This window comes from Morganella psychrotolerans (assembly GCF_965118875.1).
Lineage (GTDB): Bacteria > Pseudomonadota > Gammaproteobacteria > Enterobacterales > Enterobacteriaceae > Morganella > Morganella psychrotolerans_C.
Window position 1 is genome coordinate 64,393 of sequence record NZ_CBCPJD010000011.1, and the last position, 24,705, is coordinate 89,097.

General features: G+C 50.9%; 20 protein-coding genes and 1 riboswitch. Of the genes, 13 read left to right on the forward strand and 7 right to left on the reverse strand.

The window, feature by feature from the left end; genetic code table 11:
• The 5 genes from ACMHKJ_RS12420 to rppH form a co-directional block, all read right to left on the reverse strand.
• Positions 1–591 carry a peptidase gene (locus ACMHKJ_RS12420; RefSeq protein ID WP_413494313.1) on the reverse strand — a complete coding sequence of 197 codons (591 nt, stop codon included), beginning with the start codon at positions 589–591 and terminating at the stop codon, positions 1–3.
• A 138-nt stretch (positions 592–729) separates the two neighbouring features.
• The gene (gene thyA, locus ACMHKJ_RS12425) at positions 730–1,524 is read right to left on the reverse strand and encodes a thymidylate synthase (RefSeq protein ID WP_067369361.1); all 795 of its coding nucleotides are present in this window, start codon (positions 1,522–1,524) and stop codon (positions 730–732) included.
• Positions 1,521–2,402 carry a prolipoprotein diacylglyceryl transferase gene (lgt, locus tag ACMHKJ_RS12430; RefSeq protein ID WP_413494315.1) on the reverse strand — a complete coding sequence of 294 codons (882 nt, stop codon included), beginning with the start codon at positions 2,400–2,402 and terminating at the stop codon, positions 1,521–1,523. Before lgt ends, thyA begins: the two co-directional genes overlap by 4 nt.
• A 100-nt stretch (positions 2,403–2,502) precedes the next feature.
• Positions 2,503–4,749: a phosphoenolpyruvate--protein phosphotransferase gene (ptsP, locus tag ACMHKJ_RS12435; protein ID WP_413494317.1), complete on the reverse strand. Its 2,247-nt coding sequence runs from the start codon at positions 4,747–4,749 to the stop codon at positions 2,503–2,505.
• A gap of 9 nt (positions 4,750–4,758) precedes the next feature.
• On the reverse strand, positions 4,759–5,292 hold the full coding sequence (gene rppH / locus ACMHKJ_RS12440) for an RNA pyrophosphohydrolase (RefSeq protein WP_150385055.1): 534 nt from the start codon (positions 5,290–5,292) through the stop codon (positions 4,759–4,761).
• 524 nt (positions 5,293–5,816) lie between these two features.
• Positions 5,817–5,924, forward strand: a riboswitch (TPP riboswitch).
• Between the two features lie 81 nt (positions 5,925–6,005).
• Between rppH and thiB the strand changes: the two genes are divergently transcribed.
• The 6 genes from thiB (at position 6,006) to rluA (ending at position 15,573) form a co-directional block, all read left to right on the forward strand.
• Positions 6,006–7,010, forward strand: coding sequence for a thiamine ABC transporter substrate binding subunit (gene thiB, locus ACMHKJ_RS12445; RefSeq protein WP_413494497.1), 1,005 nt, complete (start codon positions 6,006–6,008; stop codon positions 7,008–7,010).
• On the forward strand, positions 6,986–8,596 hold the full coding sequence (thiP, locus tag ACMHKJ_RS12450; RefSeq protein ID WP_413494320.1) for a thiamine/thiamine pyrophosphate ABC transporter permease ThiP: 1,611 nt from the start codon (positions 6,986–6,988) through the stop codon (positions 8,594–8,596). The genes thiB and thiP overlap by 25 nt, the downstream gene beginning before the upstream one ends.
• On the forward strand, positions 8,593–9,291 hold the full coding sequence (thiQ, locus tag ACMHKJ_RS12455; protein WP_413494322.1) for a thiamine ABC transporter ATP-binding protein ThiQ: 699 nt from the start codon (positions 8,593–8,595) through the stop codon (positions 9,289–9,291). The genes thiP and thiQ overlap by 4 nt, the downstream gene beginning before the upstream one ends.
• A gap of 81 nt (positions 9,292–9,372) precedes the next feature.
• Complete coding sequence (locus tag ACMHKJ_RS12460) at positions 9,373–11,745, forward strand: DNA polymerase II (RefSeq protein WP_413494498.1); 2,373 nt, start codon at positions 9,373–9,375, stop codon at positions 11,743–11,745.
• A 213-nt stretch (positions 11,746–11,958) separates the two neighbouring features.
• Complete coding sequence (gene rapA, locus ACMHKJ_RS12465) at positions 11,959–14,865, forward strand: RNA polymerase-associated protein RapA (protein ID WP_413494499.1); 2,907 nt, start codon at positions 11,959–11,961, stop codon at positions 14,863–14,865.
• A 57-nt stretch (positions 14,866–14,922) separates the two neighbouring features.
• On the forward strand, positions 14,923–15,573 hold the full coding sequence (gene rluA, locus ACMHKJ_RS12470) for a bifunctional tRNA pseudouridine(32) synthase/23S rRNA pseudouridine(746) synthase RluA (protein WP_413494501.1): 651 nt from the start codon (positions 14,923–14,925) through the stop codon (positions 15,571–15,573).
• A gap of 256 nt (positions 15,574–15,829) precedes the next feature.
• On the opposite strand, the gene djlA is transcribed toward rluA, so the two are convergent.
• Positions 15,830–16,648 (reverse strand): co-chaperone DjlA, encoded by an 819-nt coding sequence (djlA, locus tag ACMHKJ_RS12475; RefSeq protein WP_150385053.1) that lies wholly within the window; start codon positions 16,646–16,648, stop codon positions 15,830–15,832.
• A gap of 179 nt (positions 16,649–16,827) precedes the next feature.
• Here djlA and lptD point away from each other — a divergent pair, with 179 nt between their 5' ends.
• The 6 genes from lptD (at position 16,828) to apaH (ending at position 23,703) form a co-directional block, all read left to right on the forward strand.
• Positions 16,828–19,197, forward strand: coding sequence for an LPS assembly protein LptD (gene lptD, locus ACMHKJ_RS12480; protein ID WP_413494324.1), 2,370 nt, complete (start codon positions 16,828–16,830; stop codon positions 19,195–19,197).
• A 191-nt stretch (positions 19,198–19,388) separates the two neighbouring features.
• The gene (gene surA, locus ACMHKJ_RS12485) at positions 19,389–20,687 is read left to right on the forward strand and encodes a peptidylprolyl isomerase SurA (RefSeq protein WP_413494326.1); all 1,299 of its coding nucleotides are present in this window, start codon (positions 19,389–19,391) and stop codon (positions 20,685–20,687) included.
• A complete protein-coding gene (gene pdxA, locus ACMHKJ_RS12490) occupies positions 20,671–21,669 on the forward strand; it encodes a 4-hydroxythreonine-4-phosphate dehydrogenase PdxA (RefSeq protein WP_413494327.1) in 999 nt (332 codons plus the stop codon). Before surA ends, pdxA begins: the two co-directional genes overlap by 17 nt.
• Positions 21,666–22,478 carry a 16S rRNA (adenine(1518)-N(6)/adenine(1519)-N(6))-dimethyltransferase RsmA gene (gene rsmA / locus ACMHKJ_RS12495; RefSeq protein WP_413494329.1) on the forward strand — a complete coding sequence of 271 codons (813 nt, stop codon included), beginning with the start codon at positions 21,666–21,668 and terminating at the stop codon, positions 22,476–22,478. The genes pdxA and rsmA overlap by 4 nt, the downstream gene beginning before the upstream one ends.
• A gap of 10 nt (positions 22,479–22,488) precedes the next feature.
• Positions 22,489–22,866, forward strand: a complete 378-nt coding sequence (gene apaG, locus ACMHKJ_RS12500; protein WP_413494331.1) for a Co2+/Mg2+ efflux protein ApaG — start codon at positions 22,489–22,491, stop codon at positions 22,864–22,866.
• Positions 22,867–22,872: 6 nt separating this feature from the next.
• Positions 22,873–23,703 carry a bis(5'-nucleosyl)-tetraphosphatase (symmetrical) ApaH gene (gene apaH / locus ACMHKJ_RS12505; protein ID WP_413494333.1) on the forward strand — a complete coding sequence of 277 codons (831 nt, stop codon included), beginning with the start codon at positions 22,873–22,875 and terminating at the stop codon, positions 23,701–23,703.
• Positions 23,704–23,796: 93 nt separating this feature from the next.
• Here apaH and folA read toward each other — a convergent pair whose 3' ends face one another.
• A complete protein-coding gene (gene folA / locus ACMHKJ_RS12510) occupies positions 23,797–24,291 on the reverse strand; it encodes a type 3 dihydrofolate reductase (RefSeq protein ID WP_067369388.1) in 495 nt (164 codons plus the stop codon).
• A gap of 171 nt (positions 24,292–24,462) precedes the next feature.
• Between folA and ACMHKJ_RS12515 the strand changes: the two genes are divergently transcribed.
• Positions 24,463–24,705, forward strand: coding sequence for a hypothetical protein (locus ACMHKJ_RS12515; RefSeq protein WP_413494335.1), 243 nt, complete (start codon positions 24,463–24,465; stop codon positions 24,703–24,705).

Here is a 24,705-nt window from a genome sequence, read left to right on the forward strand (position 1 = left end):
TCAACACGCCGGAATACCGGACAACTGACCCGGGGTACATAACCGGATACGCCCGGGAGCTGAAATAATCAGCTTTATCTGCCCTTGCCTGTTCTCCAGCAAAAAACTGGCGGCAGATGCGGTATGCCGGGTTCCCCAGAACAACACTGTATTGATTGTACCGGAGGCAATACGCACACCCTCCAGCGGTGTAAATCCGTCAGTTTCTCTGTCACAGACAGCCGGCGAAACCTGATGACAGGCGCCGCTGTTATCACCAAAAACAATGGATATTTGCCTGGTTTCATTCAGGTAGGTTGCCCGCAGCTTATGGCTGCTGAGATACTGATGAAACAGTGCCGCTGTCTCTGTCAGATGCCGTTTTTCCCTGAAATTTTCCCATGACACCCCCAGCATAGTTACGGGTAACGCCATAATAAAAAACACGATTATCATTTCCATCAGTGAGATCCCTTTTTCTGTCTGCATCGTTGCGTCTGCCCGGGTTGATCCTGATGAAAAAATAGCGGGTTTATCAATATCCGGTACTGAAGGCGGTAATAAATGCGATGCAACAGGAAGAAATAACAGCCATACACTGAAAACGATCATCTTTTTTTCGTGTTGTGCCGACGATTATATTTTGACGGGAAAACAGCAGTGGAGATAGCGGGGCGAAAGCGATAAAAAAGAGCGGACACCGCCGCTCTTTAACAATTTGGATTTTACTGTGCGCTGTGCGCGCTGAAATCAGATAGCGACCGGTGCTTTAATTCCCGGATGCGGGTCATAGCCTTCGATTTCAAAATCATCGAAGTGATAATCAAACAGAGATGCCGGTTTACGTTTGATAATCAGTTTCGGTAATGCACGCGGCTCACGGCTTAACTGGCGGTGAGTCTGTTCCATATGGTTGCTGTACAAATGGGTATCACCGCCGGTCCAGACAAAGTCGCCGACTTCCAGGTCACACTGCTGCGCCATCATATGTACTAACAAGGCGTAGCTGGCGATATTGAACGGCAGACCCAGGAAAACATCACAAGAGCGCTGATACAACTGGCAGGATAACTTACCGTCTGCAACATAGAACTGGAAAAATGCATGGCACGGCGCCAGAGCCATCTGATCCAGTTCACCGACATTCCAGGCCGAAACAATAATACGGCGGGAGTCAGGATCGCTTTTCAGCTGTTCAATAACGCGTTTGATCTGGTCAATCTGAGTGCCGTCTGCCGCACCCCATGCGCGCCATTGTTTGCCGTACACCGGTCCCAGGTTACCATTTTCATCCGCCCATTCATCCCAGATAGTCACGCCGTTATCACGCAGATATTGCGTATTGGTATCACCTTGTAAAAACCACAGCAGTTCATGAATGATGGAGCGGATATGACAGCGCTTGGTGGTTACCATCGGGAAACCATCCTGTAAATTGAAACGCATCTGATGCCCGAAGATGGATAAAGTACCGGTGCCGGTACGATCATCTTTTGGCGTGCCTTCATCAAGCACCTTCTGCATTAGTTCCAGATACTGTTTCATTTTACCTCTTCACTTTTCTTTTGGTTATCAGGACGCTTAAACGCCCATATCATCATTAACACACCAATGATTATCATCGGCACAGAAAGAATTTGCCCCATACTGATCCCGCTGAATAACCCGAGTTGTGAATCCGGCTGGCGGAAGAACTCAACAATAATACGGAACAGACCGTAGCCTATCAGGAACAGACCTGACACACTGCCCATTGGCCGGGATTTACGGACAAACACATTAAGAATAATAAAGAGCACTACCCCTTCAAGCAGCATTTCATAAAGCTGTGACGGGTGGCGCGGCAGCACGCCGTACTGTTCAAGCACCGGTAACAGGGACGGATCCGCCGCCACCAGTTTCACATCCTCACCATAGGATGTCGGGAACAGAAACGCCCACGGCGTATCCAGCGTGACACGCCCCCACAATTCGCCATTGATAAAGTTACCGATACGACCCATACCCAGACCAAACGGAATAAGCGGTGCAATAAAATCAGAAACCTGAAGGAAATGACGTTTTGTGCGGTGAGCAAACCACCACATGGCAATAATTACACCCACCAATCCGCCGTGGAAGGACATACCGCCGTCCCAGACTTTAAGCAGATAAAGTGGATTATCCATAAACAGAGGGAAATTATAAAACAGAACATAACCGATACGACCACCGAGGAAAACCCCGACAAATCCGGCATATAACAGTGTTTCAACCTCACTGCGTTTCCAGCCGCTGCCCGGTTTATCTGCCCTGCGGTTTGCCAGCCACATGGCAAAAACAAACCCCACAAGATACATCAGCCCGTACCAGCGCAACGCCAGAGGACCAACGGAAAAAATGATAGGATCAATATCGGGAAATGCCAGATAAGTAATACTCATCGTACCTCACACAGTGGTTGCCCGGCAGGCAGAAGACTTCCCGCTTACCGGTAAAATAGGACTATCAGAACAACATGCCGCCGTGCGTCATTGTTGTCCGTTAAACACTGCCGCGGATAAGCTGCGCCAGCCCCTGATTCTCAATAAACAGCTCTGCTTTTGCACGGATTTCAGCTGCCGTATGTGCATCCAGCAATGATGCAAGCAGCGGTTTAAGTGCCCCGGCATCAAGATGGTGCAGTAAATATTTAATTCGCGGAATACTTCGCCCGTTCATACTCAGCTGACGATAGCCCAAACCAACCAGGATCATTGCACCTAATGGATTCGCCGCCATTTCTCCGCAGACAGAAACCGGAAGACCCAGACGGGATGTTTCCTGCTGAACAAAATTCAGCATACGCAATACTGCCGGATTGAGCGAATCATACAGCGGTGCAACATGGGTATTATTCCGGTCAACCGCCAGCAGATACTGGGTTAAATCATTCGTGCCGACGGAGATAAAATCAATGCATTGTTTCAGTTCCGGCAACATAAACAGCAGTGACGGGACTTCCAGCATAACGCCGACCGGCGGTCGTTTTACCGTTTCCCCGGTCAGTGCAGAAACTTCTTCACAGGCGCGGTCCAACAACCGGATTGCCTCTTCCACCTCTGCCAATCCGGAGACCATCGGGAATAACACTTTCAGGTTATTCAGCCCGATGTTCGCCCGTACCATCGCCCGTAACTGAATAAGAAAAATCTCCGGCTGATCCAGCATCACACGGATGCCACGCCAGCCCAGACACGGATTTTCCTCGCTGATCGGCATATACGGTAATTGCTTGTCAGCCCCGATATCCAGTGTCCGCAAAACAACCGGCTTACCGGCAAAGAGTTGCAGCATATCCTGATAACGGACTTTCTGCTCCTCTTCTGACGGAAAACCATTATGCACGAGAAACGGAATTTCCGTACGGTATAAACCAATCCCGTCGATGCTTTTAACTATCTTTTGCTCGTACTTCAGGCTGAGCCCGGCATTGAGCTGCACAGAAATACGCTCACCACTTTTCAGTGCTGCAGAGCGGCTCAGTTCATCTTCCGCCAGTTGGCTGATGACCTGTTCCTGTTCGATAATCTGGCGGAATTCCTGCGCTATCAGAGGTTCCGGCTCGATATACACCACACCCCGGTAGCCATCCAGAATAAGCAGCCTGTTATGCAGCAGTTCGGGCTGGATATCGGCTCCCATAATGACGGGTATCCCCATCGCTCTGACCAGAATAGCAGAGTGCGAGTGTGTGGCGCCATCACGCACAACAACCCCGGCAAGCTGCTCCTGCGGCAGTTCAGCCAGCAGGCTGACACTCAGTTCATCTGCCACCAGCACAAAACGCTCCGGCCACTGATTACTGCCGGTAAAGTTATCATCAAGATGAAACAGCAACCGCTGCCCCAGCGCCCGCAGGTCGGTTGCCCGTTCCCGCATATAACTGTCCTGTAACTCAGCAAACTGAGCCGCAAATTTTTCAATCACTGTTTTCACGGCCCATTCCGCCACAAACCCCTGCTCCACAATACTGAACAGACCTTTTTTCAGTTGCGGATCATTGAGCAGATGAGAATAGAGATCAAAAATAGCAGAGCTCTCTTTTTGAGCCGCAGAATTAAAACGCTTGCTGATGCGCCGGCATTCCGCCGTAGCATCCTCCAGCGCTTTACTCAGACGTAACCGTTCCTGCGCGCTGTCCAGCGCAGACGCTTCGGATACCAGCTCAAGTACCGGCTGAGAACGATCTTCCCAGCCATACGCCATCACAATACCGGATGACACCGGAATCGCCTGGATCCGGGTCTGACGAAACTGCCCGAACAATCCTTTGGTTTGCGCCTGTGCCAGTATTACAGCTAACTGCATCGCCAGAGTGACAATAAAAGACTCTTCCGTCTCACTGAACAGGCGTTTCTCTTTCTGCTGAACCACCAGCACACCAAGTAACTGGCGACGATAGACAACCGGCGTACCGAGAAAGGCGCGCAGATTATCTTCTTTAACCTGAGGGAGATATTTAAAACCGGGATGTTCGCGGACATCCGCGATATTGATAAGCTCGGCCTGACGACCGACATGACCGACCACGCCTTCGCCAAACGCGAGACTGACAGCATGGCCACGGGGCTTTTTCAGACCCTGCGTTGCCATCAGATAAAAACAGTGATGCTGGTTATCTGCCAGGTAGATAGAACAAACATCTGTTCCCATCGCCTGACAGGTTTCCTTAACCAGCAGCTCCAGCGCTTCCGCGAGATCGGCGGCGGCTGCCACTTTTTCAATCACTTCACGTAAACGCGTCAGCATCTGTTCTCCCTAATTCTGACGTCGGCGACGATAGGGAAACGGAGCCCGCACAGCCGTCGCTTCGCTGTTGGCAGGCATTACAATGGCAGAAAACTCTTTCATCACGCGGCGATAAACATCACGCTTGAAAGAGACTACCTGACGAACAGGATACCAATACGTTACCCAGCGCCAGCCATCAAATTCAGGCGATTTACTGCAGGCAACATTGACCTCTTTGTCTTCGCAGAGCAGTTGCAGTAAAAACCAGCGCTGCTTCTGACCGATACAAACCGGTTTGGTATCCCAACGCACCAAACGTTTGGGTAATTTGTAACGTAACCAGTTGCGCGTCACCGCCAGGATGCGCACATCTTTACGCGTTAAACCGACTTCCTCAAACAACTCACGGTACATGGCCTGTTCCGGTGATTCGCCGGGATTAATACCTCCCTGAGGAAACTGCCACGAGTGCTGTCCATAGCGGCGGGCCCATAAAACCTGGCCTTCCTTATTACAAATTACAATCCCGACATTCGGGCGGTAGCCATCATCATCAATCACTCGACTACCTCGGAAACAAAAAACTGAAAGATAACCAATTGTTTCACACTCCCACCATGGGGTAAACCTCTATACTCAAAATCCTTCAGCCCGCCGCACTCCTGCCCCCGGTGCCTGCACAGCGGTATAAATCAGACAGGATTTCCAGACCGGTTTCACCACCGGTGATCCAGCCGGAAATAAATATCTAAGCGAATGAAATAATACAATATTACATACTGAACTAAATCATTTGTTCTGAGGCGGGATGTCATTTTACGCTAAATAATCGTCCCTAAAACCAGACAGAATTTTACGCAAAATCATGTGTTCTGTGGCAAGGCGGCAACCGAAAGAAACCGGGGAGCATACACCAGTATGTGACCCGGTTTCCTGAGTGCAGCCAACACAGCTACAGGACGCAGGATGACGCGTAAAGGAGCATACACCAGTATGTGACCCGGTTTCCTGAGTGCAGCCAACACAGCTACAGGACAAAGGATGACGCGCATAATTGTATTTCCCGGGGAAAACACTACACTACTCCCATCTCAACGGGGTGCAGCGCGGTCTTCGGATACGCACTGCTGAGATAACACCCGAGGAACCTGATCCGGTTAATACCGGCGTAGGGATTTGAGCCGCCACTGCTGACAGGACTGCCTGTCGCCACAATGCTGCACTCAGATCCTTTGCCAATCCTTCTCTTACAGGAGCGCAAAGTGTTACATAAACTGACAAAAAATCTTGCTGCCGGCAGTATTGCCGTCCTTCTCTCTATCTCTTTTCATGCTGCGGCTGATAGCAACAAACCGGTTCTGACTATCTATACCTATGACTCTTTTGTCGCCGAGTGGGGACCGGGACCGGAAATTAAGAAAAATTTTGAAGCACAATGCGGCTGCGAACTCAAACTGGTCGGGTTAAGTGATGGTGTGACATTACTCAACCGTCTGCGCATGGAAGGAAAAAAATCACAGGCTGATATTATTTTAGGTCTGGATAACAACCTGATGCAGGCGGCACAAGACACCGGGCTGTTTAAAGAGAGTCATGTTGACCAGTCAAAACTGGTATTACCGGTCGAATGGCACAGCAAAACGTTTATCCCTTATGACTACGGCTGGTTTGCCTTTATCTACAACAAAGAAACTCTGCCTAACCCGCCAAAAAGCATGAAAGAGTTACTGAACAGTGACCAGAAACTCACGATTATTTATCAGGATCCGCGTACCAGCACGCCGGGGCTTGGTCTTTTGTTGTGGATGGAAAAACTCTACGGCACAGATGTGGCAGCGCAATGGGAAAAGATGGCGAAGAAAACCCTGACCGTCACCAAAGGCTGGAGTGAATCTTACGGCTTATTCCTCAAAGGTGAGGCAGATCTCGTTCTGAGCTACACCTCTTCACCGGGCTATCACATGCTGGCGGATAAAAAAGATAACTATGCTGCTGCGCTGTTTGATGAGGGGCATTATCTCCAGATAGAAATGGCGGGTGTTCTTGCTGCATCCAAACAGCCTGAACTGGCAGAACAATTTATGCAATTTATGCTGACGCCGGGTTTCCAGAACACTCTGCCGACCACCAACTGGATGTATCCGGTTATTGATATTCCACTGCCACCGGTTTATGACAAAATGCCGAAACCGGTGAAAACCCTGGAATTTGATGCAAAAGAAGTCGCAAAAGAACGCAATCAGTGGATCCGTATATGGCAAAGCGCAGTCAGCCGTTAATTGCGTCATATCTGATCCCGGGCGCGCTGGCGACAGGTCTTCTGATCCTGGTCGCCGTCAGCGCCTTTGGTGCGCTGTGGTTTAACGCCCCGGAGACAGACTGGCAGCAGATCCGTGATGACAGCTATCTGTGGCATGTTGTCCGCTTCACGCTCTGGCAGGCGTTTTTATCCGCCGTGTTCTCTGTGATCCCGGCGATTTTTCTTGCCCGCGCACTGTGGCGGCGGCGCTTTCCGGGACGGATTCAGTTTCTGCGTTTATGCGCCATGACGCTGGTGCTGCCGGTACTGGTCGCGGTGTTCGGTATTCTGTCTGTTTACGGACGTAACGGCTGGCTGGCGCATATTTCAGATTTTTTGGGTCTGCACTATTCTTTCACGCCTTATGGATTACAGGGCATTTTGCTGGCGCATCTCTTTTTTAATATGCCGCTCGCAACCCGTATGCTGTATCAGCAGCTCGACAGTATTGCCACCGAGCAACGCCAGCTTGCCGCGCAACTGAATATGAATGAGTGGCAGCATTTTCGTATTGTGGAGTGGCCATATCTGCGCAGGCAACTGCTGCCCACTGCCGCACTGATTTTTATGCTCTGTTTTGCCAGCTTCGCGACTGTACTGGCTCTCGGCGGCGGTCCGGCGGCAACAACCATTGAGCTGGCGATTTATCAGGCACTGAATTATGACTTTGATATCGGACGCGCTGCATTGCTCGCGCTTATTCAGCTTACCTTCTGCATCGGGCTGGTGCTGGTCAGTCAGCGGCTCTCAGGGCATTTTTCAGTTGGCTTTACCCAGTCACTGCAATGGCGTAATCCGCAGGATACTCTGCCGCGTAAGCTGGCTGACGGCGCCATTATTCTCTGCGCTTTACTGTTTTTGCTGCCGCCGTTCTTTGCGATTATAGCTGACGGACTGAACCCCGGACTCCTGCGGGTATTACAACAACCCGCACTCTGGCGGGCTTTCTTTACCTCTCTGGGAATTGCGCTGGCTTCCGGGCTTACCTGCGTACTGCTGACCATGATGCTGTTATGGAGCAGCCGTGAGCTACGCCTGCGCCGGGCCGTCAGAGCCGGACAGGCGATGGAGCTTTCCGGGCTGCTGATCCTCGCCATGCCGGGCATTGTGCTGGCGACCGGTTTTTTCCTGATCCTCAATAACACCACCGGCACCACCGATTTGGGCGCGCTCCCCTACGGATTAGTGATTTTGACTAATTCCCTGATGGCTATCCCCTATGCCCTGAAAGTACTGGATAACCCGATGCGCGATTTAGCCGAGCGCTATAATCCGCTCTGCACCTCACTGAATATTGAAGGATTTAACCGCCTGCGGCTGATTGAACTGCGCGCCCTGCGCAATCCGCTGGCGCAGGCGCTCGCTTTCGCCAGTGTACTGTCTGTCGGGGATTTCGGGGTTATCGCCCTGTTTGGTAATGAAGATTTCCGCACATTGCCGTTCTATCTTTATCAGCAAATTGGCGCTTACCGCAATGCGGATGCTGCTGTAACCGCGCTCCTTTTATTATTACTGTGTTTCGGGCTGTTCAGTCTGCTGGAACGCTTACCGGGAAAACGTCCATGATCCATTTAAACAGGGTGCATTACCCGTATCAGCAACAAACGATGGAATTTGATTTTACTGTTGATACCGGCGAAAGAGTGGCGATTCTCGGTCCCAGTGGCGCGGGTAAAAGTACCCTGTTGTCACTGGTTGCCGGCTTTCAGTTTGCCCAAAGCGGGACTATCCGCCTCAACGGCGGCGATCACACTCGTACCCCGCCCGCAATGCGTCCGGTTTCCATGCTGTTTCAGGAAAATAATCTGTTTGCACACCTGACTGCTGAGCAAAATATTGCCCTGGGTTTTCACCCCGGTATGAAACTGAATACAAAACAGAAAACAGAGCTGGCACACATTGCGGAGCAGGTTTCCCTCACGCCGCTGCTCAGCCGCCTGCCCTCTCAGCTATCCGGCGGGCAACGCCAGCGCGTCGCGCTCACACGGTGTCTGGTGCGCTCACAACCCATACTCTTGCTGGATGAGCCTTTTTCTGCACTGGACCCGGCACTGCGCAATGAAATGCTCGCGCTGCTGGAGACTATTTGTGAAACCCGTCAGCTTACCCTGCTGATGGTGTCACACAATCCGGATGATGCCGCCCGCATAGCCCCGCGCGCAATGGTGGTCGATGACGGGCATATTGCCTACGACGGCTCTACCGCTGCACTGGTCAGCGGAGAGGTTCCGGCCGCCGCGATCCTCGGTATCAGAAAGTAACCCGTTCCGCACATAAGCACTGTGTATAATCACACCTCTCTGCTATAGTTATTTTTTATTCAGCAGAACGGATAAACAGTGATGACAGGGCAGGAAAGCGCTTCCTCCCGTCAGGTGGCGACACCGGCGGAGGCCGGTTTTATACTGACCCGCCACTGGTCAGACACTCCGCGCGGTATTGAAGTCAGCTACTGGCTGGCGACAGATAATGGTCCGCGATATGTCTCTGTGCCGGTACAGCAGGCGGTCGGGTTTGTTCCGCACCGCGAGCTGGCAGAAAGCCGCCCGTTTATTGATAATACACAGGGTGCAACACTCACGGAACTTCCCCTGCGGGATTTTCAGCGTGATGCGGTCAGCGCCGTTTATTGCCGTCAGTACCGGAAGTTACAACAACTGGAAAAACAGCTGGGCGAAATGAATCTTCATCTTTATGAAGCCGATATCCGCCCCTGTGAGCGCTATTTAATGGAGCGCTTTATTACGGCATCCGTCTGGGTCCAACCGCAGCCCGATGGTCATGTTCTGATGAAGCCACACCCGGATTACCGCCCGGCACTGAAAATTGTCTCTCTGGACATTGAAACAACTGAATTCGGTGATCTCTATTCTATCGGGCTGTCCGGCTGCGGGGCGGATACCGTCTTTATGCTCGGTCCGGAAAACGGCACGCCTCTGACAAACCCGGATTTTACCCTGGAATATGTCCCGCGCCGTCCGGACTTACTGCACCGCCTGAATCAGTGGCTGGCAGAGCACGATCCGGACATGATTATCGGCTGGAGCCTGATCCAGTTTGATCTGCGTGTATTACAACAGCACGCGGAAAAGTATCAGATCCCGCTGCTCTTCGGTCGTAATAATACGCCGCTCTCATGGCGGGAGCACGGTTTCAAACCGGGGCAATTTTTTGCCGGTGCGCGAGGACGACTCATTATTGATGGTATCGATGCCCTGAAAGCGGCGACCTGGCAATTTCCTTCTTTCAGTCTGGAAGCGGTTTCACAGGCACTGCTCGGTGAAGGCAAAGACAGTGATACCCCTTACGACCGCATGGATGAAATCAACCGGCGCTTTCGTGAAGATAAACCGGCGCTCGCGCGCTACAATCTTCAGGATTGCCGCCTGGTGATGCGGATTTTTGAACACACTCACCTGACCGAGTTTCTGCTGGCGCGCGCTGCCGTCACCGGGCTGGCAGTGGATCGCATGGGCGGGTCTGTCGCGGCATTTACGCATCTTTATCTGCCGTCAATGCACCGCAAAGGCTATGTGGCACCGGATCCGGGTGAAAAACCCGGTGAACCTATCCCGGGCGGCTTTGTGATGGACTCTCTCCCGGGCTTGTATGACTCGGTTGTTGTGCTGGATTTCAAGAGTCTGTATCCCTCTATCATCTGTACGTTTCTGATTGATCCCATCGGCATGGTGGAAGGGCTTTCAGCACCGGAACCCGCCGTTCCGGGTTTTAAAGGCGCCTGTTTTTCCCGTGAACATCACTGTCTGCCGGATATTGTCAGCCGAATATGGCATGAACGGGATGTCGCCAAACAACATGGTGACAAACCCCTGTCACAGGCACTGAAAATTATTATGAATGCCTTCTGCGGCGTGCTCGGTGCCACCGGATGCCGTTTTTATGATCCGCGACTGAGCTCATCTGTGACCATGCGCGGGCACGATATTATGCGCAAAACCCGCACCATTATTGAATCGCTCGGCTACCAGGTAATTTATGGTGATACTGATTCCACCTTTGTCTGGCTGAAAGGCACGCACAGTGACGAGGATGCAGAGCTGATCGGCCGCCGACTGGTGGAGGAAATTAATCTTTGGTGGCGCAATCACCTGAATGATGAATACGGCCTGACATCTGCCCTGGAAATTGAATACGAAACACATTACCGCCGTTTTCTGATGCCGACTATCCGCGGCACAGAACAGGGCAGCAAAAAACGTTACGCAGGGCTGGCGGGGGATACACTGGTATTCCGCGGGCTGGAAACCGTGCGCAGTGACTGGACACCTCTCGCACAGCATTTTCAGCAAACACTGTACCGGCTGATTTTCGATAAAATGCCGTATCAGCAATTTATCCGTGATTATGTGCGCGACACACTCGCCGGGCGCTATGATGACCGGCTGGTTTACCGCAAACGCCTTCGGCGTCCGCTGGCAGATTATCAGCGTAATGTGCCGCCCCATGTCAAAGCAGCACGCATTGCAGACGAGTATAATATCCGCATGAAACGTCCGCAGCAGTATCAGCGGGGTGCGCGGATAAGCTATATCATTACCCGCGCAGGACCGCAGCCACTGGAAATACTGACAGCGCCTGTGGACTATGAGCACTATATCAATAAACAACTGATGCCAATTGCAGATGCCATTTTGCCGTTTATGCAGGATGACTTCACCACACTGTTAACCGGGCAATTATTAATGCCGTTTTAATTTTGCCATTTTACAGGTGACGATGCGGATCTTATGGATTAACATAGCGCCCCTTTACTGCTTTTAACACCGGGGACGGAGCACGACAGCAGACGCTGAGTTCCTGACTGACCGGTGTTTTTCTGTCAGCGTGATAATTACGTAACGCTGCCGGTAATGATATTCACAGCATTTATCAAACTAGCCCTGAATAATAGAATCGAGCCCAAAAATATGCCGTTTACTCTTGGTCAACGCTGGATCAGCGATACTGAAAGCGAGCTGGGATTAGGTACTCTTGTATCTGTCGACGCCCGGATGATTACCCTTCTTTTTCCTGCTACCGGCGAAAACCGCCTTTATGCTTCTGCCGATGCGCCTATTACCCGCGTGATGTTCAACGAAGGGGATACTGTCACCAGTCATGAAGGCTGGCAGCTCAGTGTGACCGCTGTTGAAGAGAATGACGGTCTGTTAACCTATATCGGACAGCGTACCGATACCGGCGAAGAAAATGTCTGCCTGCGTGAAGTCTTTCTCGACAGTAAACTGACATTCAGTAAACCACAGGATCGCCTGTTTGCCGGTCAGATTGACCGGATGGATCGCTTTTCACTGCGCTACCGCGCACGTAAATTTCTGAGCGAAGAATACCGCCGCGCCACCAGCGGCCTGCGTGGGATCCGTGCCAGTCTTATTCCGCATCAGCTGTTTATCGCCAACGAAGTGGGCAAGCGCCATGCACCGCGTGTCCTGCTGGCAGATGAAGTTGGTCTGGGTAAAACTATCGAAGCCGGGATGATTATCCATCAGCAACTGATGGCAGGGCGCGCTGAACGCATCCTCATCGTCGTACCGGAAAGTCTTCAGTATCAGTGGCTGGTCGAAATGCTGCGCCGCTTTAATCTGCGCTTTTCCCTGTTTGATGACAGCCGTTACACCGAAGCACTGAACCAGAGCGATAACCCGTTTGATACCGAACAACTGGTGCTCTGCTCACTGGATTTTGTCCGTAAAAGCAAACCGCGCTTTGAGCATTTATGTGACGCGGGCTGGGACATGCTGGTTGTGGATGAAGCACATCACCTGGTCTGGCATGAAGAGTCGCCAAGCCGTGAGTATCAGGTTATTGAAACACTGGCAGAAATCACACCTTCAGTACTTCTGCTGACAGCCACCCCTGAACAACTCGGTATGGAGAGCCACTTTGCGCGTCTGCGCCTGCTGGACCCGAACCGTTTCCATGATTTCCCGGCTTTTGTCGCCGAGCAGCAAAAATACCAACCGGTCGCAGATGCCGTGGCAGTGTTGCTTGAACGCACTCCACTGACCAAAGATCAGCAAAATGCAATTCATGACCTTATCGCCGAGCAGGATATTGAACCGCTGCTCAAGGCCGCGAATACCGACAGCGAAGATGGCGATAACGCCCGTCAGGAGCTGACCCGGATGCTGATGGACAGACACGGCACCAGCCGTTTATTGTTCCGCAACACCCGCAACGGCGTGAAAGGCTTCCCGCGTCGTGAACTGCACGCTATTAAAATGCCGTTACCGGCACAATATCAGACGGCTATCAAAGTCGCCGGTATTATGGGCAGCAAAAAAACAACTGAAGTCAAAGCACGCGAAATGCTCTATCCGGAGCAGATTTATCAGGAATTTGAAGGCGAAAATGCCACCTGGTGGAACTTTGATCCGCGCGTGGAATGGCTGCTCGGCTTCCTTCTGGCAAACCGCAATGAAAAAGTGCTGGTGATTTGTGCCCAGGCGGCGACTGCTCTGCAACTCGAACAGGTCTTACGTGAGCGCGAAGGCATTCACGCCGCCGTGTTCCATGAAAACCTGTCATTGCTGGAACGTGACCGGGCAGCAGCCTGGTTTGCCTCCGAAGAGAATGGCGCACAGGTGCTGCTCTGCTCTGAGATTGGCTCTGAAGGTCGCAACTTCCAGTTTGCCAACCAGTTAGTGATGTTTGACCTGCCGTTTAACCCGGATCTGCTGGAGCAGCGCATCGGGCGTCTCGACCGCATCGGACAGAAACGGGATATTCAGATAAGCATTCCGTATCTGGAACATACCGCGCAGGCCGTGCTGTTGCGCTGGTTCCACGAGGGACTGGATGCATTCGAATACACCTGCCCGACCGGTCGTTCCATCTATGATCGCTATTACGATACGCTGATAACCATGATGGCGAACCCGACAGATCTTACCGGGTTTGATGATTTCATTACCGAATGCCGCAAAACCCATGATGTTCTCAAGCTGCAACTGGAACAGGGTCGTGACCGCCTGCTGGAAATGCACTCCAACGGTGGCGAAGCCGGAAATGAAATTGCCGCACAAATAGCCGCGCAGGATGATGATACTGAACTGGTTACCTTTGCGCTGAATCTGTTTGATATCGTCGGCATCAATCAGGATGACCGCAGCGATAACATGATTGCCCTGACGCCGTCAGACCACATGCTGGTGCCGGATTTTCCGGGTCTGCCGGAAGATGGCTGCACGGTAACCTTCAAACGTGAGCAGGCGCTTTCCCGCGAAGATACCCAGTTTATCAGCTGGGAACACCCGATTATCCGCAACGGACTGGATCTTATTCTGTCCGGTGATACAGGCAGTTGTGCGGTTTCAGTACTGAAAAATAAAGCCCTGCCGGTCGGCACACTGCTGACCGAACTTATCTATGTGGTAGAAGCTCAGGCACCGAAAAATCTTCAGCTTACCCGCTTCCTGCCACCAACGCCGGTTCGCCTGCTGATGGATGCTAAAGGTAATAACCTTGCCGCTCAGGTGGAGTTTGAAAGCTTTAACCGTCAGCTGAATGCACTGAACCGCCATACCGGCAGCAAATTTGTCAATGCCGTGCAAAGTGATGTTCATCAGGTTCTGCGTCAGTCAGAAGACGTGATTGCCGGTCAGGCGCGTGAGTGTATTGATGCAGCAAAAGTACTGGCTGATCAGCATCTGACACTGGAACATAACCGCCTGCTGGCACTGAAATCCGTGAACCCTAACATTCGTGATGATGAAGTTGATGCGATTGAAGAAGAGCGTCAGCAGATCCTGTCACACCTGGATGAAGCTAACTGGCGTCTCGATGCTATCCGCCTGATCGTGGTTTCACATCAATAACCCGCAGCCCGGCAGAAACAGACTGCCGGGCGCCTCTCATCTGGTGACCCCATGCTAATGGAACCCTATAATCCGCCGGCTGATCCCTGGCTGAATATCCTCTTTCAGGATGAGCACATCATCGTGGTGAATAAACCAAGCGGGTTGCTTTCCGTGCCCGGTCGTGCGCCGGAACATAAAGACAGTGTGATGACCCGTATTCTGCGGGATTATCCACAGGCTGAATCTGTTCACCGGCTTGATATGGCGACCAGCGGTATTATTGTGGTTGCCTTAACCAAAGCCGCTGAGCGGGAACTTAAACGGCAATTCCGTGAACGTGAGCCGAAGAAAACCTATCTGGCCCGCGTGTGGGGAAGAATAGAGGAAAAAACGGGAATAGTGGATTTACCCCTGATTTGTGACTGGCCGAATCGCCCTAAACAAAAAGTGTGTTTTGAAACCGGAAAATCAGCGCAGACCGGCTATGAAGTGCTGGAATATGAACCTCACGCAACCAGGATGAAACTGTCCCCGGTGACCGGGCGCTCACATCAGTTACGGGTTCATATGCTGGCAATCGGACACCCGATACTGGGTGATCGCTTTTATGCGCATGATGAAGCAAGAACGTCAGCGCCCCGCCTGCAATTACATGCGCAGGCGCTGTCAATCACGCATCCGGCGCACGGAACGCCGCTGAATTTTATCTGTGAAGCTGATTTTTAATGAAATAACACGGTCACCGAATTCAGTGAGGCAAGAATCAGGCAAAGTGCTAACCCTGCTACTCCGATAAGAACACGGGTATTGGCCATGGATCATATCCTTAACATATTTAATAAAATATTTACGTGGATTTTCAACTGTGATCGCCGATCGTCAACTACAGTTATATTTTATAGCAATTATATGAAAAGAATATGATCCGCCCGGCACTTCACTGATAACAATGATTAACCCGGTAAAATACAAACAGGCAGCACTATTTAAAGCCTTTCTCTTTTTTAATGAGATCATACGCGGCTTGTATAGATTGTGCTTTCTCTTTCGCCAATTCCATCATTTCCGGTGGTAAACCTTTCGCCACCAGTTTGTCCGGATGGTGTTCACTCATCAGCTTGCGGTAAGCGCGTTTGATAACAGTACTGTCATCGCTTTCCTGCACACCCAGCACCCTGAAAGCGGCCGCAAGGTCTGCACCCTGTGTGCGATAAGAGCCCTGCTGAGAGTACTGCTGATATCCGCCCTGTCCGCCCCGGTGCATTTGCCCCTGCATCATTGCCAATACAGTTTCAAACTGATGGCGCGCAATGCCCAGCTCTTCTGCAATAACCAGAAGAACCTGACGCTCGTTCGGATGCAATTCACCATCACCAAATGCAGCCTGGATCTGAATCTCAAGAAACATGCGCAGCAGATCAGCACGTCCGTAACAGGCACGGCGCAGTTGTCGCAGTGCATCACGCAGCGGAAAGCCCGCTGATTTTCCTTCACGGAAGGCATTTTGTGCCTGAGTCCGCGAGTCGCCGTGCAACTGCATTCTATCCATCAGCGCGGTCGCGAGATAGATATCGGACTCGGTCACCCGGCCTTTAGATTTGGTCAGATGGCCTAAAATCTGAAATGTGGTGATAAAAAAAAGCGCCTGCCGGGACTGGTTGTTGGTAAAGGAGCCGTTTCGCTGTTGTGAGCGGACTTTATCAATCGCATGACCTATAAGAAAGCCGAGAAAAACGCCCCAAAAACCGGCGCCGGACATCATGCCTAATAAAATTCCGATGATTTTTCCCAAATAGTGCATATACTCCTCAATTCGACAATGCCCTTGACGCAATTTTGCATTATCATACTACCCATTCTGTACGATGCCTAACGCCATTTAGACACGGAAACGCGTTTCACCTGCGCTCTTTTTCCGTGTAAATTAAGCTTTTGGCGTTCGGGCACTGTGCTACCGAGGACGGAATTGCAGACATACTTATGAAGAAGAGTTATCCAACCCTGCTGGCCACCATCATCTGGGCAGCATTATATAGTCAGGCGGCGCACGCCACTCTTGCCGAGCAATGTATGCTGGGCGTCCCGGTTTATGATGAACCAATTGTCGATGGTAAAGCCGGGGACTTCCCTGTCAACATCAACGCGGCAGGTATGTCAGGACAATATCCGCACGCGGTAAAATATGCCGGCGATGTGAATATTCGTTCAGGTAACCAGAATCTGAAAGCCGATGAAGTGGAAGTTACACAAACCGGTGAAGATACCGCAGCACCTGTACGCATCGCGACCGCAACCGGTGATGTGCATTATTCCGATCCGCAGATCCGCCTGAAAGGGCCTAAAGCCTGGCTCAATCTCGATAATAACGATGCTGATGTTGATCAGGGTAATTATCAGATGGTCGGTCGCCAGGGGCATGGTGAAGCGGATAAGATGAAGCTTCGCGGTGAAAACCGCTATACCATCCTCGACAACGGAATTTTTACCTCTTGCCTGCCGGGTAATGACAGCTGGAGCGTTAAAGGCTCAGAAGTCATTATTGACCAGGACGAACAAGTGGCTGAAATCTGGAATGCCCGCTTCCGCATCGCCAATGTCCCGGTTTTTTACAGCCCGTATCTGCAATTGCCTATCGGGGATAAACGCCGCTCCGGTTTTCTTATCCCTAACGGCAGCTATTCAAAATCGTCAGGGCTGGAATTTACCCTGCCGTATTACTGGAATATCGCACCGAATTACGATGCGACTATCACACCGCACTACTTCAGTAAGCGCGGTCTGAAAATGGATAACGAATTCCGTTACCTGACCGGCCTTGGCAGCGGTACGCTTGCGTTTGACTTCCTGATGGATGACAAGCAATACCGTGATGACAAAAAAGCTGCACCGAAAGAAGAGTGGTCAAAACGGGAGTCTGATGATCGCTGGTTACTCTACTGGGGTCACAGTGGTTCATTTGCACAGGATTGGTGGTTCTCATCGGATTACACCAAGGTCAGTGATTCCCGCTATTTTACTGACTTTACCTCCGCATACGGTAACTCAACTGACGGCTATGCCACGCAGAAATTAGCAGTCGGCATCCGTAAATCAAACTGGAACGCCACAGTAACCACCAAACAGTTCCAGATCCTGACCAATAATGACAATGCGACCTCGTATCGTGCTGAGCCGCAGTTAGATCTCAACTACTATAAAAGCGACCTCGGGGTCTTTGATTTCCGTGCATACGGTCAGGCTGTCCGCTTTACCAGTGTGGGCGCAAATAAACCGGATGCCACCCGACTGCATGCCGAGCCGACACTCAACCTGCCGCTGTCTAACGGCTGGGCAAGTTTTAATACTGAAGCCAAGCTGATGGCGACCCACTATGATCAGGATATTCCTGACATAGATGCCAATAAAGATCTGGATAAAACGGTCACCCGGGTTTTGCCGCAGTTTAAAACTGATGCAAAAATGATTTTTGAGCGTCCGACGTTCTTTGACGACGCCTTTACCCAGACGTTAGAACCCCGAGTGCAGTACCTGTATGTCCCGTATAAAAATCAGGATAATATCAATAACTTCGACTCCACATTGCTGCAATCAAGTTACAGCGGACTATTCCGGGACCGTATGTACAGCGGTCTGGATCGCATCGCGTCCGCCAACCAGGTTACGACCGGGGTAACCAGCCGGATTTATGATGATGAATTAGTTGAACGTTTTAATGTTTCTGTGGGTCAAATCTATTACTTTGAACGTCCGCGAACCGGTGACAGCAGTAAAACCGTTGTGGATGAAAAAGATGAAATTGGCTCAATGGTCTGGGCAGGCGACACCATGTGGCGTTATAACGACAACTGGGGTATGAAAGCCGGCCTTCAGTATGACCGCCGTCTGGGCAGTGTCGCGATGTCCAATGTTACGATGGAGTACCGTCAGGATGCAGAGCGCCTGATCCAACTAAATTACCGGTATGTGGATCGCGATTATATTCAGGCGATGCGTCAGAATACCCAATATGGTGAAAAATATGTCTCACCGGCAAACCAACAGGGTATTTCACAGGTTGGTGTGGTTGCAAGCTGGCCTGTCGCGGAGCAGTGGGCATTTGTCGGACAGTATTATTATGATACCAAAGAGCAGCAACCGGCCAGCCAGTTAGTCGGGCTTCAGTACAATACCTGTTGCTGGGCAGCCAACGTCGGTTATGAACGTAAAATCATCGGCTGGAAAAATGAAGCCAGTGAATACGATAATAAATGGACGTTTAATGTCGAATTACGTGGTCTGAGCAGCAATTACAGTCTGGGTAGTCAAAAAATGCTTGAGCGCGGTATTCTGCCGTATGTTCCGGCCTTTTAACCCTACCCAACGTCATTCAGGATGCAGGCAGGCGGCAAGGGAAGATAGACGGGGAGCATACATCAGTATGTAACCCGGCTGGCTGACCGCAGCCAACGAACCTGCAGTTTGAATGAATAAGGGTATATCGGCTGATACTATTTTCACCTGCCGTGCGATAGCACGGCTACTCGAAACATGATGGGATATATATGAAAAACTGGAGAACACTCATTCTCGGCCTGATGTTCACGGCAAGCACTACCGCGTTTGCAGCACCACAGCAGATGGACAAAGTCGCCGCTGTGGTGAATAACGGCGTTGTTCTGGAGAGTGATGTAAACAATATGCTTCAGACTGTTGTCGTCAATGCCAAAAATGCCGGTCAGCAGGTTCCGGATCAGGCAACCCTGCGTCAGCAAATTCTTGAACGCCTCATCATGGATAATATCGTGATGCAGATGGCAGGACAGATGCAGATAACCATCCCGGAACAGGCTATTGATGGTGCCATTGAAGATATCGCCCGTCAGAACAACATATCTTCCGCTCAGATGAAAGAACGTCTGAAACGTGACGGCATGAGCTATGACAAATACCGCAGCGAAATCCGTAAAGAGATGATGATGGCAGAAGTGCGTAATAACGAAGTACGCCGCCGTGTGGTCATTTTACCGCAGGAAGTCGATGCGTTAGCTAACCTTATCAGCGCACAGAACTCAGCAGATTCTGAGCTGAACATCAGCCATATTCTGATCCCGATGCCGGAAAATCCGACAGATGCACAGATGAATGCCGCCAAAGAAAAAGTCTCTGTGATTATGAGCGAACTGCAGAAAGGCGCTGATTTCGGCAAACTGGCTATCACCTATTCCGCTGATCCTCAGGCACTGAAAGGCGGTAACATGGGCTGGAGCCGTTTACAGGAACTGCCGGGTCTGTTTGTTGAGCGCCTGCAATCGGCTAAAAAAGGTGAGATTGTCGGTCCTGTCCGCTCCGGTGTCGGCTTCCATATTCTGCGGGTGAATGATATGCGCGGAAACAGTCAGCCAATTTCGGTGACTGAAGTTAAAGCCCGTCACATTCTGATCAAACCATCACCGATCATGACGGATGAGCAGGCTCGCAGCAAATTACAGCAGATAACCAATGATGTAAAAAGCGGCAAAACATCCTTTGATGATGCGGCAAAACAGTTCTCTGAAGATCCGGGCTCTGCCCTGCGTGGTGGTGAGTTAGGCTGGTCAATGCCTGATGTTTACGACCCGGCTTTCCGTGACGCATTAATGAAACTGAAAAAAGGCGACCTGAGTCAGCCTGTCCGTTCCTCTTTTGGCTGGCACCTTATCCAGTTGGAAGATACCCGCAATGTGGACAAAACCGAAGCGGCTCAGAAAGATCGTGCCTACCGGATGCTGTTTAACCGCAAATTCAGCGAAGAGTTACAGAGCTGGATGCAGGAACAGCGCGCTGGCGCTTATGTGGAAATTTTAGATGGCAGTAACAAATAGTCTGAAACCCGTTGTTATTACCCCCGGCGAACCTGCCGGGGTGGGTCCTGACCTGACAGTCGCGCTGGCACAGCGCGACTGGCCGGTAAAACTGGTTGTGTGTGCCGACCCGCAATTACTGCTGCAACGCGCACAAAACCTGTCACTCCCGCTCACACTTGAACCTTATTCACCTGATACCGCGCATCAGCCGCAACGTGCCGGTACATTGACGATTCTGCCTGTCACACTGAGAGCCCCTGTGGTTGCCGGTGAGCTCAATATCGCCAACGCTGCCTATGTAACCGACACACTGGCACGGGCCTGTGACGGATGTTTGCAGGGCGAATTCGGCGCACTGGTTACAGGACCCGTTCATAAAGGCATTATCAATGACGCCGGTATTGCGTTTATCGGGCATACCGAGTTTTTTGCCGACCGCAGCGCCTGTAAGCGTGTTGTGATGATGCTTGCCACCGAAGAGATGCGTGTGGCTCTGGCAACGACCCATCTGCCGATTTTGCAGGTACCGGGTGCGGTGGACAGAACCTGTCTGCATGAAGTTATCACTATCCTCAATCATGACCTGCGTACCAAATTTGGTATTGCGCACCCGCACATCGTCGTCTGTGGTCTGAACCCCCATGCAGGTGAAGGTGGTCACATGGGTCATGAAGAGATTGATACCATTATTCCGGCACTCAATGAATTACGGGCACAAGATATTGATTTAGAAGGTCCGCTGCCTGCCGACACCCTGTTTCAGCCAAAATATCTGGATCGTGCAGATGCCGTGCTCGCGATGTATCACGATCAGGGGCTTCCTGTGCTAAAATATCAGGGATTCGGCCGCGCGGTGAATATTACGCTGGGGCTGCCGTTTATCCGGACGTCGGTTGATCACGGCACCGCTCTTGATCTGGCAGGCACCGGAAATGCAGATGTGGGAAGCTTTATTACCGCATTAAATTTAGCCATTACAATGATTAAAAACAGTCAATGAATACACGAGTCCATCAGGGGCATTTTGCCCGCAAACGTTTCGGGCAGAACTTCTTAACCGATCAATTTATTATCGACAGCATTGTTGCATCGATTAACCCACAGCACGGTCAGGCCATTGTTGAAATCGGGCCCGGGCTGGCAGCATTAACTGAGCCGGTCGCTGAGCGCATGGACAAAATGACGGTCATTGAAATTGACCGTGATCTGGCCGCGCGCCTGGCAACACATCCATTTTTACAAAGTAAACTGACTATTATTCAGCAAGATGCAATGACCGTGGATTTTACTGCACTGGCAGAAGAACGTGGTCAGCCGCTGCGGATATTTGGCAACCTGCCTTATAATATCTCCACACCGCTGATGTTCCACCTGTTTACCTTTACCAATGCTATCAGTGACATGAATTTTATGTTGCAAAGAGAAGTGGTTAACCGCCTCGTGGCGGGTCCCGGCAGCAAAACATACGGTCGACTGAGTGTTATGGCGCAGTATTACTGCCAGGTTATCCCGGTACTCGACGTTCCGCCAACCGCGTTCCGTCCGGCACCAAAAGTGGACTCCGCAGTGGTGCGTCTTATTCCGCACCGTGAAAACCCTTATGGGCTGAAAAATATTGCCTTACTAAGCCGGGTCGCCACACAAGCGTTTAACCAGCGCCGTAAAACGGTCCGCAACAGCCTGGGTGATCTGTTCACTGTTGATACACTGACAGAGCTGGGAATTGATCACACAACCCGCGCGGAAAACATCAGTGTCGCGCAGTATTGTCTGATGGCTAATTACCTGGCGGATAATCCCGCCTCATAGGGGATCCATAATGAATAACGGCCCGAAAATTTGTATTCAGGTTCAGAGTGTTTATATCGAAAGCCAGTCTGAGCCGGACGCTGAGCGCTATGTTTTCGCATATACCGTTTCTATCCGGAATCTGGGTCGTCATACAGTTCAGCTAATCAGCCGCTACTGGCGTATCACTAACAGCGAAGGCCGCCAGACTGAAGTTCAGGGGGAAGGCGTTGTTGGTGAACAACCGGTCATTGAGCCGGGTGAAGAGTATCGTTACACCAGCGGAACCGTTCTGGAAACACCGCTGGGCACCATGGAAGGTTATTACACTATGGTGGATCACAAAGGTGAGAATTTCATCAGTGAAATTCCTGTTTTCCGGCTCGCAATTGCAACTTTTATTCATTAATCCGTTATGGCAACCTACCTTATCGGCGATATTCACGGCTGTTACCGTGAACTTCGCGCATTATTGGATCAGGCCAGTTTTGATCCGCAAACAGACACTCTGTGGCTGACCGGCGACCTTGTCGCCCGTGGTCCGGATTCTCTCAGTGTTCTGCGCTATGTGAAAAGCTTAGGCGACAGTGTGAAACTGGTGCTCGGTAACCACGATCTGCATTTATTGGGGATCTTCGCAGGTATCAGCCGCAATAAGCCGCGTGATCATTTAAATACCCTGCTCAGTGCGCCGGATCTGGATGAACTAATCAACTGGCTTCGTCGTCAGCCCCTGTTACAAATTGATCATGAGAAAAAACTGGTGATGGCACATGCCGGTATTACGCCGCAGTGGGATCTGGAAACAGCCGCCATGTGCGCGCGGGAAGTGGAAGCAGTACTCAGCAGTGATACCTATCCGCTGTTTATTAATGCTATGTACGGCGATTTACCGAATGACTGGTCACCGTCACTGACCGGGCTTGCGCGCCTGCGTTTTTCCACAAATGCAATGACCCGGATGCGTTATTGTTTCCCGGACGGGCAACTGGATATGGTGTGCAAAGATAAGCCGGATCAGATATCCGCACCCTTAAAGCCCTGGTTTGCACTACCGTCAAAATTACCGGAAGATTACAGTGTGGCTTTCGGGCACTGGGCATCACTGGAAGGTAAAGGTACGCCACGTAACGTGTATGCCCTGGATACCGGATGTTGCTGGGGCGGACAACTCACGATGCTGCGCTGGGAAGATCGCTGCTATTTCTGGCAGGAGTCATTTTCTCCGCGTGATGATGACGAATAGCGCTTTTACCTGTCATTTAAAATGGAAAAGCAGAGCCTGAGCTCTGCTTTTTTATTAAAATTATTTATCAACAAATATGAATCAACTGATTAATCAGCTCTTGCGGCGCTCAAGAATTTCAAAGCAGAAACCGTGTGAGTTGGCTTCGTCCGCATCGTGGTATTCCATAAATGTGGAATCCCATTCATCCGGTTCATAGTCCGGGAAATACGTATCACCGCTGACTTCAGCATCGACATGCGTTAAGTACATACGGTCTGCCAGTGACAGGAATTGTCCGTAAACCTTACCGCCACCCATCACCATGATTTCGCCGTCAGTTTCTTTCTGTGCAATCGCCAGTGCTTCTTCAACAGACGTTGCCCAGACAACACGGTCATCATTGCCCGGAGTTCGGCTCAGAACAATATTGAGACGATCCGGCAGAGGACGTCCGATAGATTCATAGGTTACCCGTCCCATGATCACCGGCTTATTTACCGTATTACGTTTAAACCATGCCAGATCTTCAGGCAACGTCCATGGCATCGCATTTTCCATGCCAATAACCCGATCCATAGCTAATGCGGCGATCAAGCTAATGTTCATTCATTTCACCTTAGGGCTGAGAGAAATTTTGTCGCCACTATACGTAAACTACTCAATACAGTCGACTGAATTCAGTGTTTCATCAATACAAATAATTTATTTATCTTCACACTTGCAGGTGAGTCATACTTTTACTCTGTGTACAGGTCTTTTTCAGCAAGGATATCCCACATGTATGATGCCTTCCTGATGATGGAAAATACCGCCCGCTGCCAACGCAGCCGCCGGAATGTGTCTATCCCGGGATTTTTACACAAGTACCGGATGTCAATTCAGGTTTTGGTGAAAAACTCTGGTATGCTGATTATACAGAGTGCCCCGGTACACCGGGGGCCGGCAAGAATTCAGAAATACAGAAATAGAGAACCCGGCATCGTCCTGATTGGTTTTGGTGCCCGGGTTGCCATGGGCTGA

Coding starts and splice junctions, on each gene's coding strand:
- ACMHKJ_RS12420 (WP_413494313.1), bottom strand. CDS start 591: ATGATCGTTTTCAGTGTATGGCTGTTATTTCTTCCTGTTGCATCGCAT.
- thyA (WP_067369361.1), bottom strand. CDS start 1,524: ATGAAACAGTATCTGGAACTAATGCAGAAGGTGCTTGATGAAGGCACG.
- lgt (WP_413494315.1), bottom strand. CDS start 2,402: ATGAGTATTACTTATCTGGCATTTCCCGATATTGATCCTATCATTTTT.
- ptsP (WP_413494317.1), bottom strand. CDS start 4,749: ATGCTGACGCGTTTACGTGAAGTGATTGAAAAAGTGGCAGCCGCCGCC.
- thiP (WP_413494320.1), top strand. CDS start 6,986: ATGGCAAAGCGCAGTCAGCCGTTAATTGCGTCATATCTGATCCCGGGC.
- thiQ (WP_413494322.1), top strand. CDS start 8,593: ATGATCCATTTAAACAGGGTGCATTACCCGTATCAGCAACAAACGATG.
- ACMHKJ_RS12460 (WP_413494498.1), top strand. CDS start 9,373: ATGACAGGGCAGGAAAGCGCTTCCTCCCGTCAGGTGGCGACACCGGCG.
- rapA (WP_413494499.1), top strand. CDS start 11,959: ATGCCGTTTACTCTTGGTCAACGCTGGATCAGCGATACTGAAAGCGAG.
- rluA (WP_413494501.1), top strand. CDS start 14,923: ATGGAACCCTATAATCCGCCGGCTGATCCCTGGCTGAATATCCTCTTT.
- djlA (WP_150385053.1), bottom strand. CDS start 16,648: ATGCACTATTTGGGAAAAATCATCGGAATTTTATTAGGCATGATGTCC.
- lptD (WP_413494324.1), top strand. CDS start 16,828: ATGAAGAAGAGTTATCCAACCCTGCTGGCCACCATCATCTGGGCAGCA.
- surA (WP_413494326.1), top strand. CDS start 19,389: ATGAAAAACTGGAGAACACTCATTCTCGGCCTGATGTTCACGGCAAGC.
- pdxA (WP_413494327.1), top strand. CDS start 20,671: ATGGCAGTAACAAATAGTCTGAAACCCGTTGTTATTACCCCCGGCGAA.
- rsmA (WP_413494329.1), top strand. CDS start 21,666: ATGAATACACGAGTCCATCAGGGGCATTTTGCCCGCAAACGTTTCGGG.
- apaG (WP_413494331.1), top strand. CDS start 22,489: ATGAATAACGGCCCGAAAATTTGTATTCAGGTTCAGAGTGTTTATATC.
- apaH (WP_413494333.1), top strand. CDS start 22,873: ATGGCAACCTACCTTATCGGCGATATTCACGGCTGTTACCGTGAACTT.
- folA (WP_067369388.1), bottom strand. CDS start 24,291: ATGAACATTAGCTTGATCGCCGCATTAGCTATGGATCGGGTTATTGGC.
- ACMHKJ_RS12515 (WP_413494335.1), top strand. CDS start 24,463: ATGTATGATGCCTTCCTGATGATGGAAAATACCGCCCGCTGCCAACGC.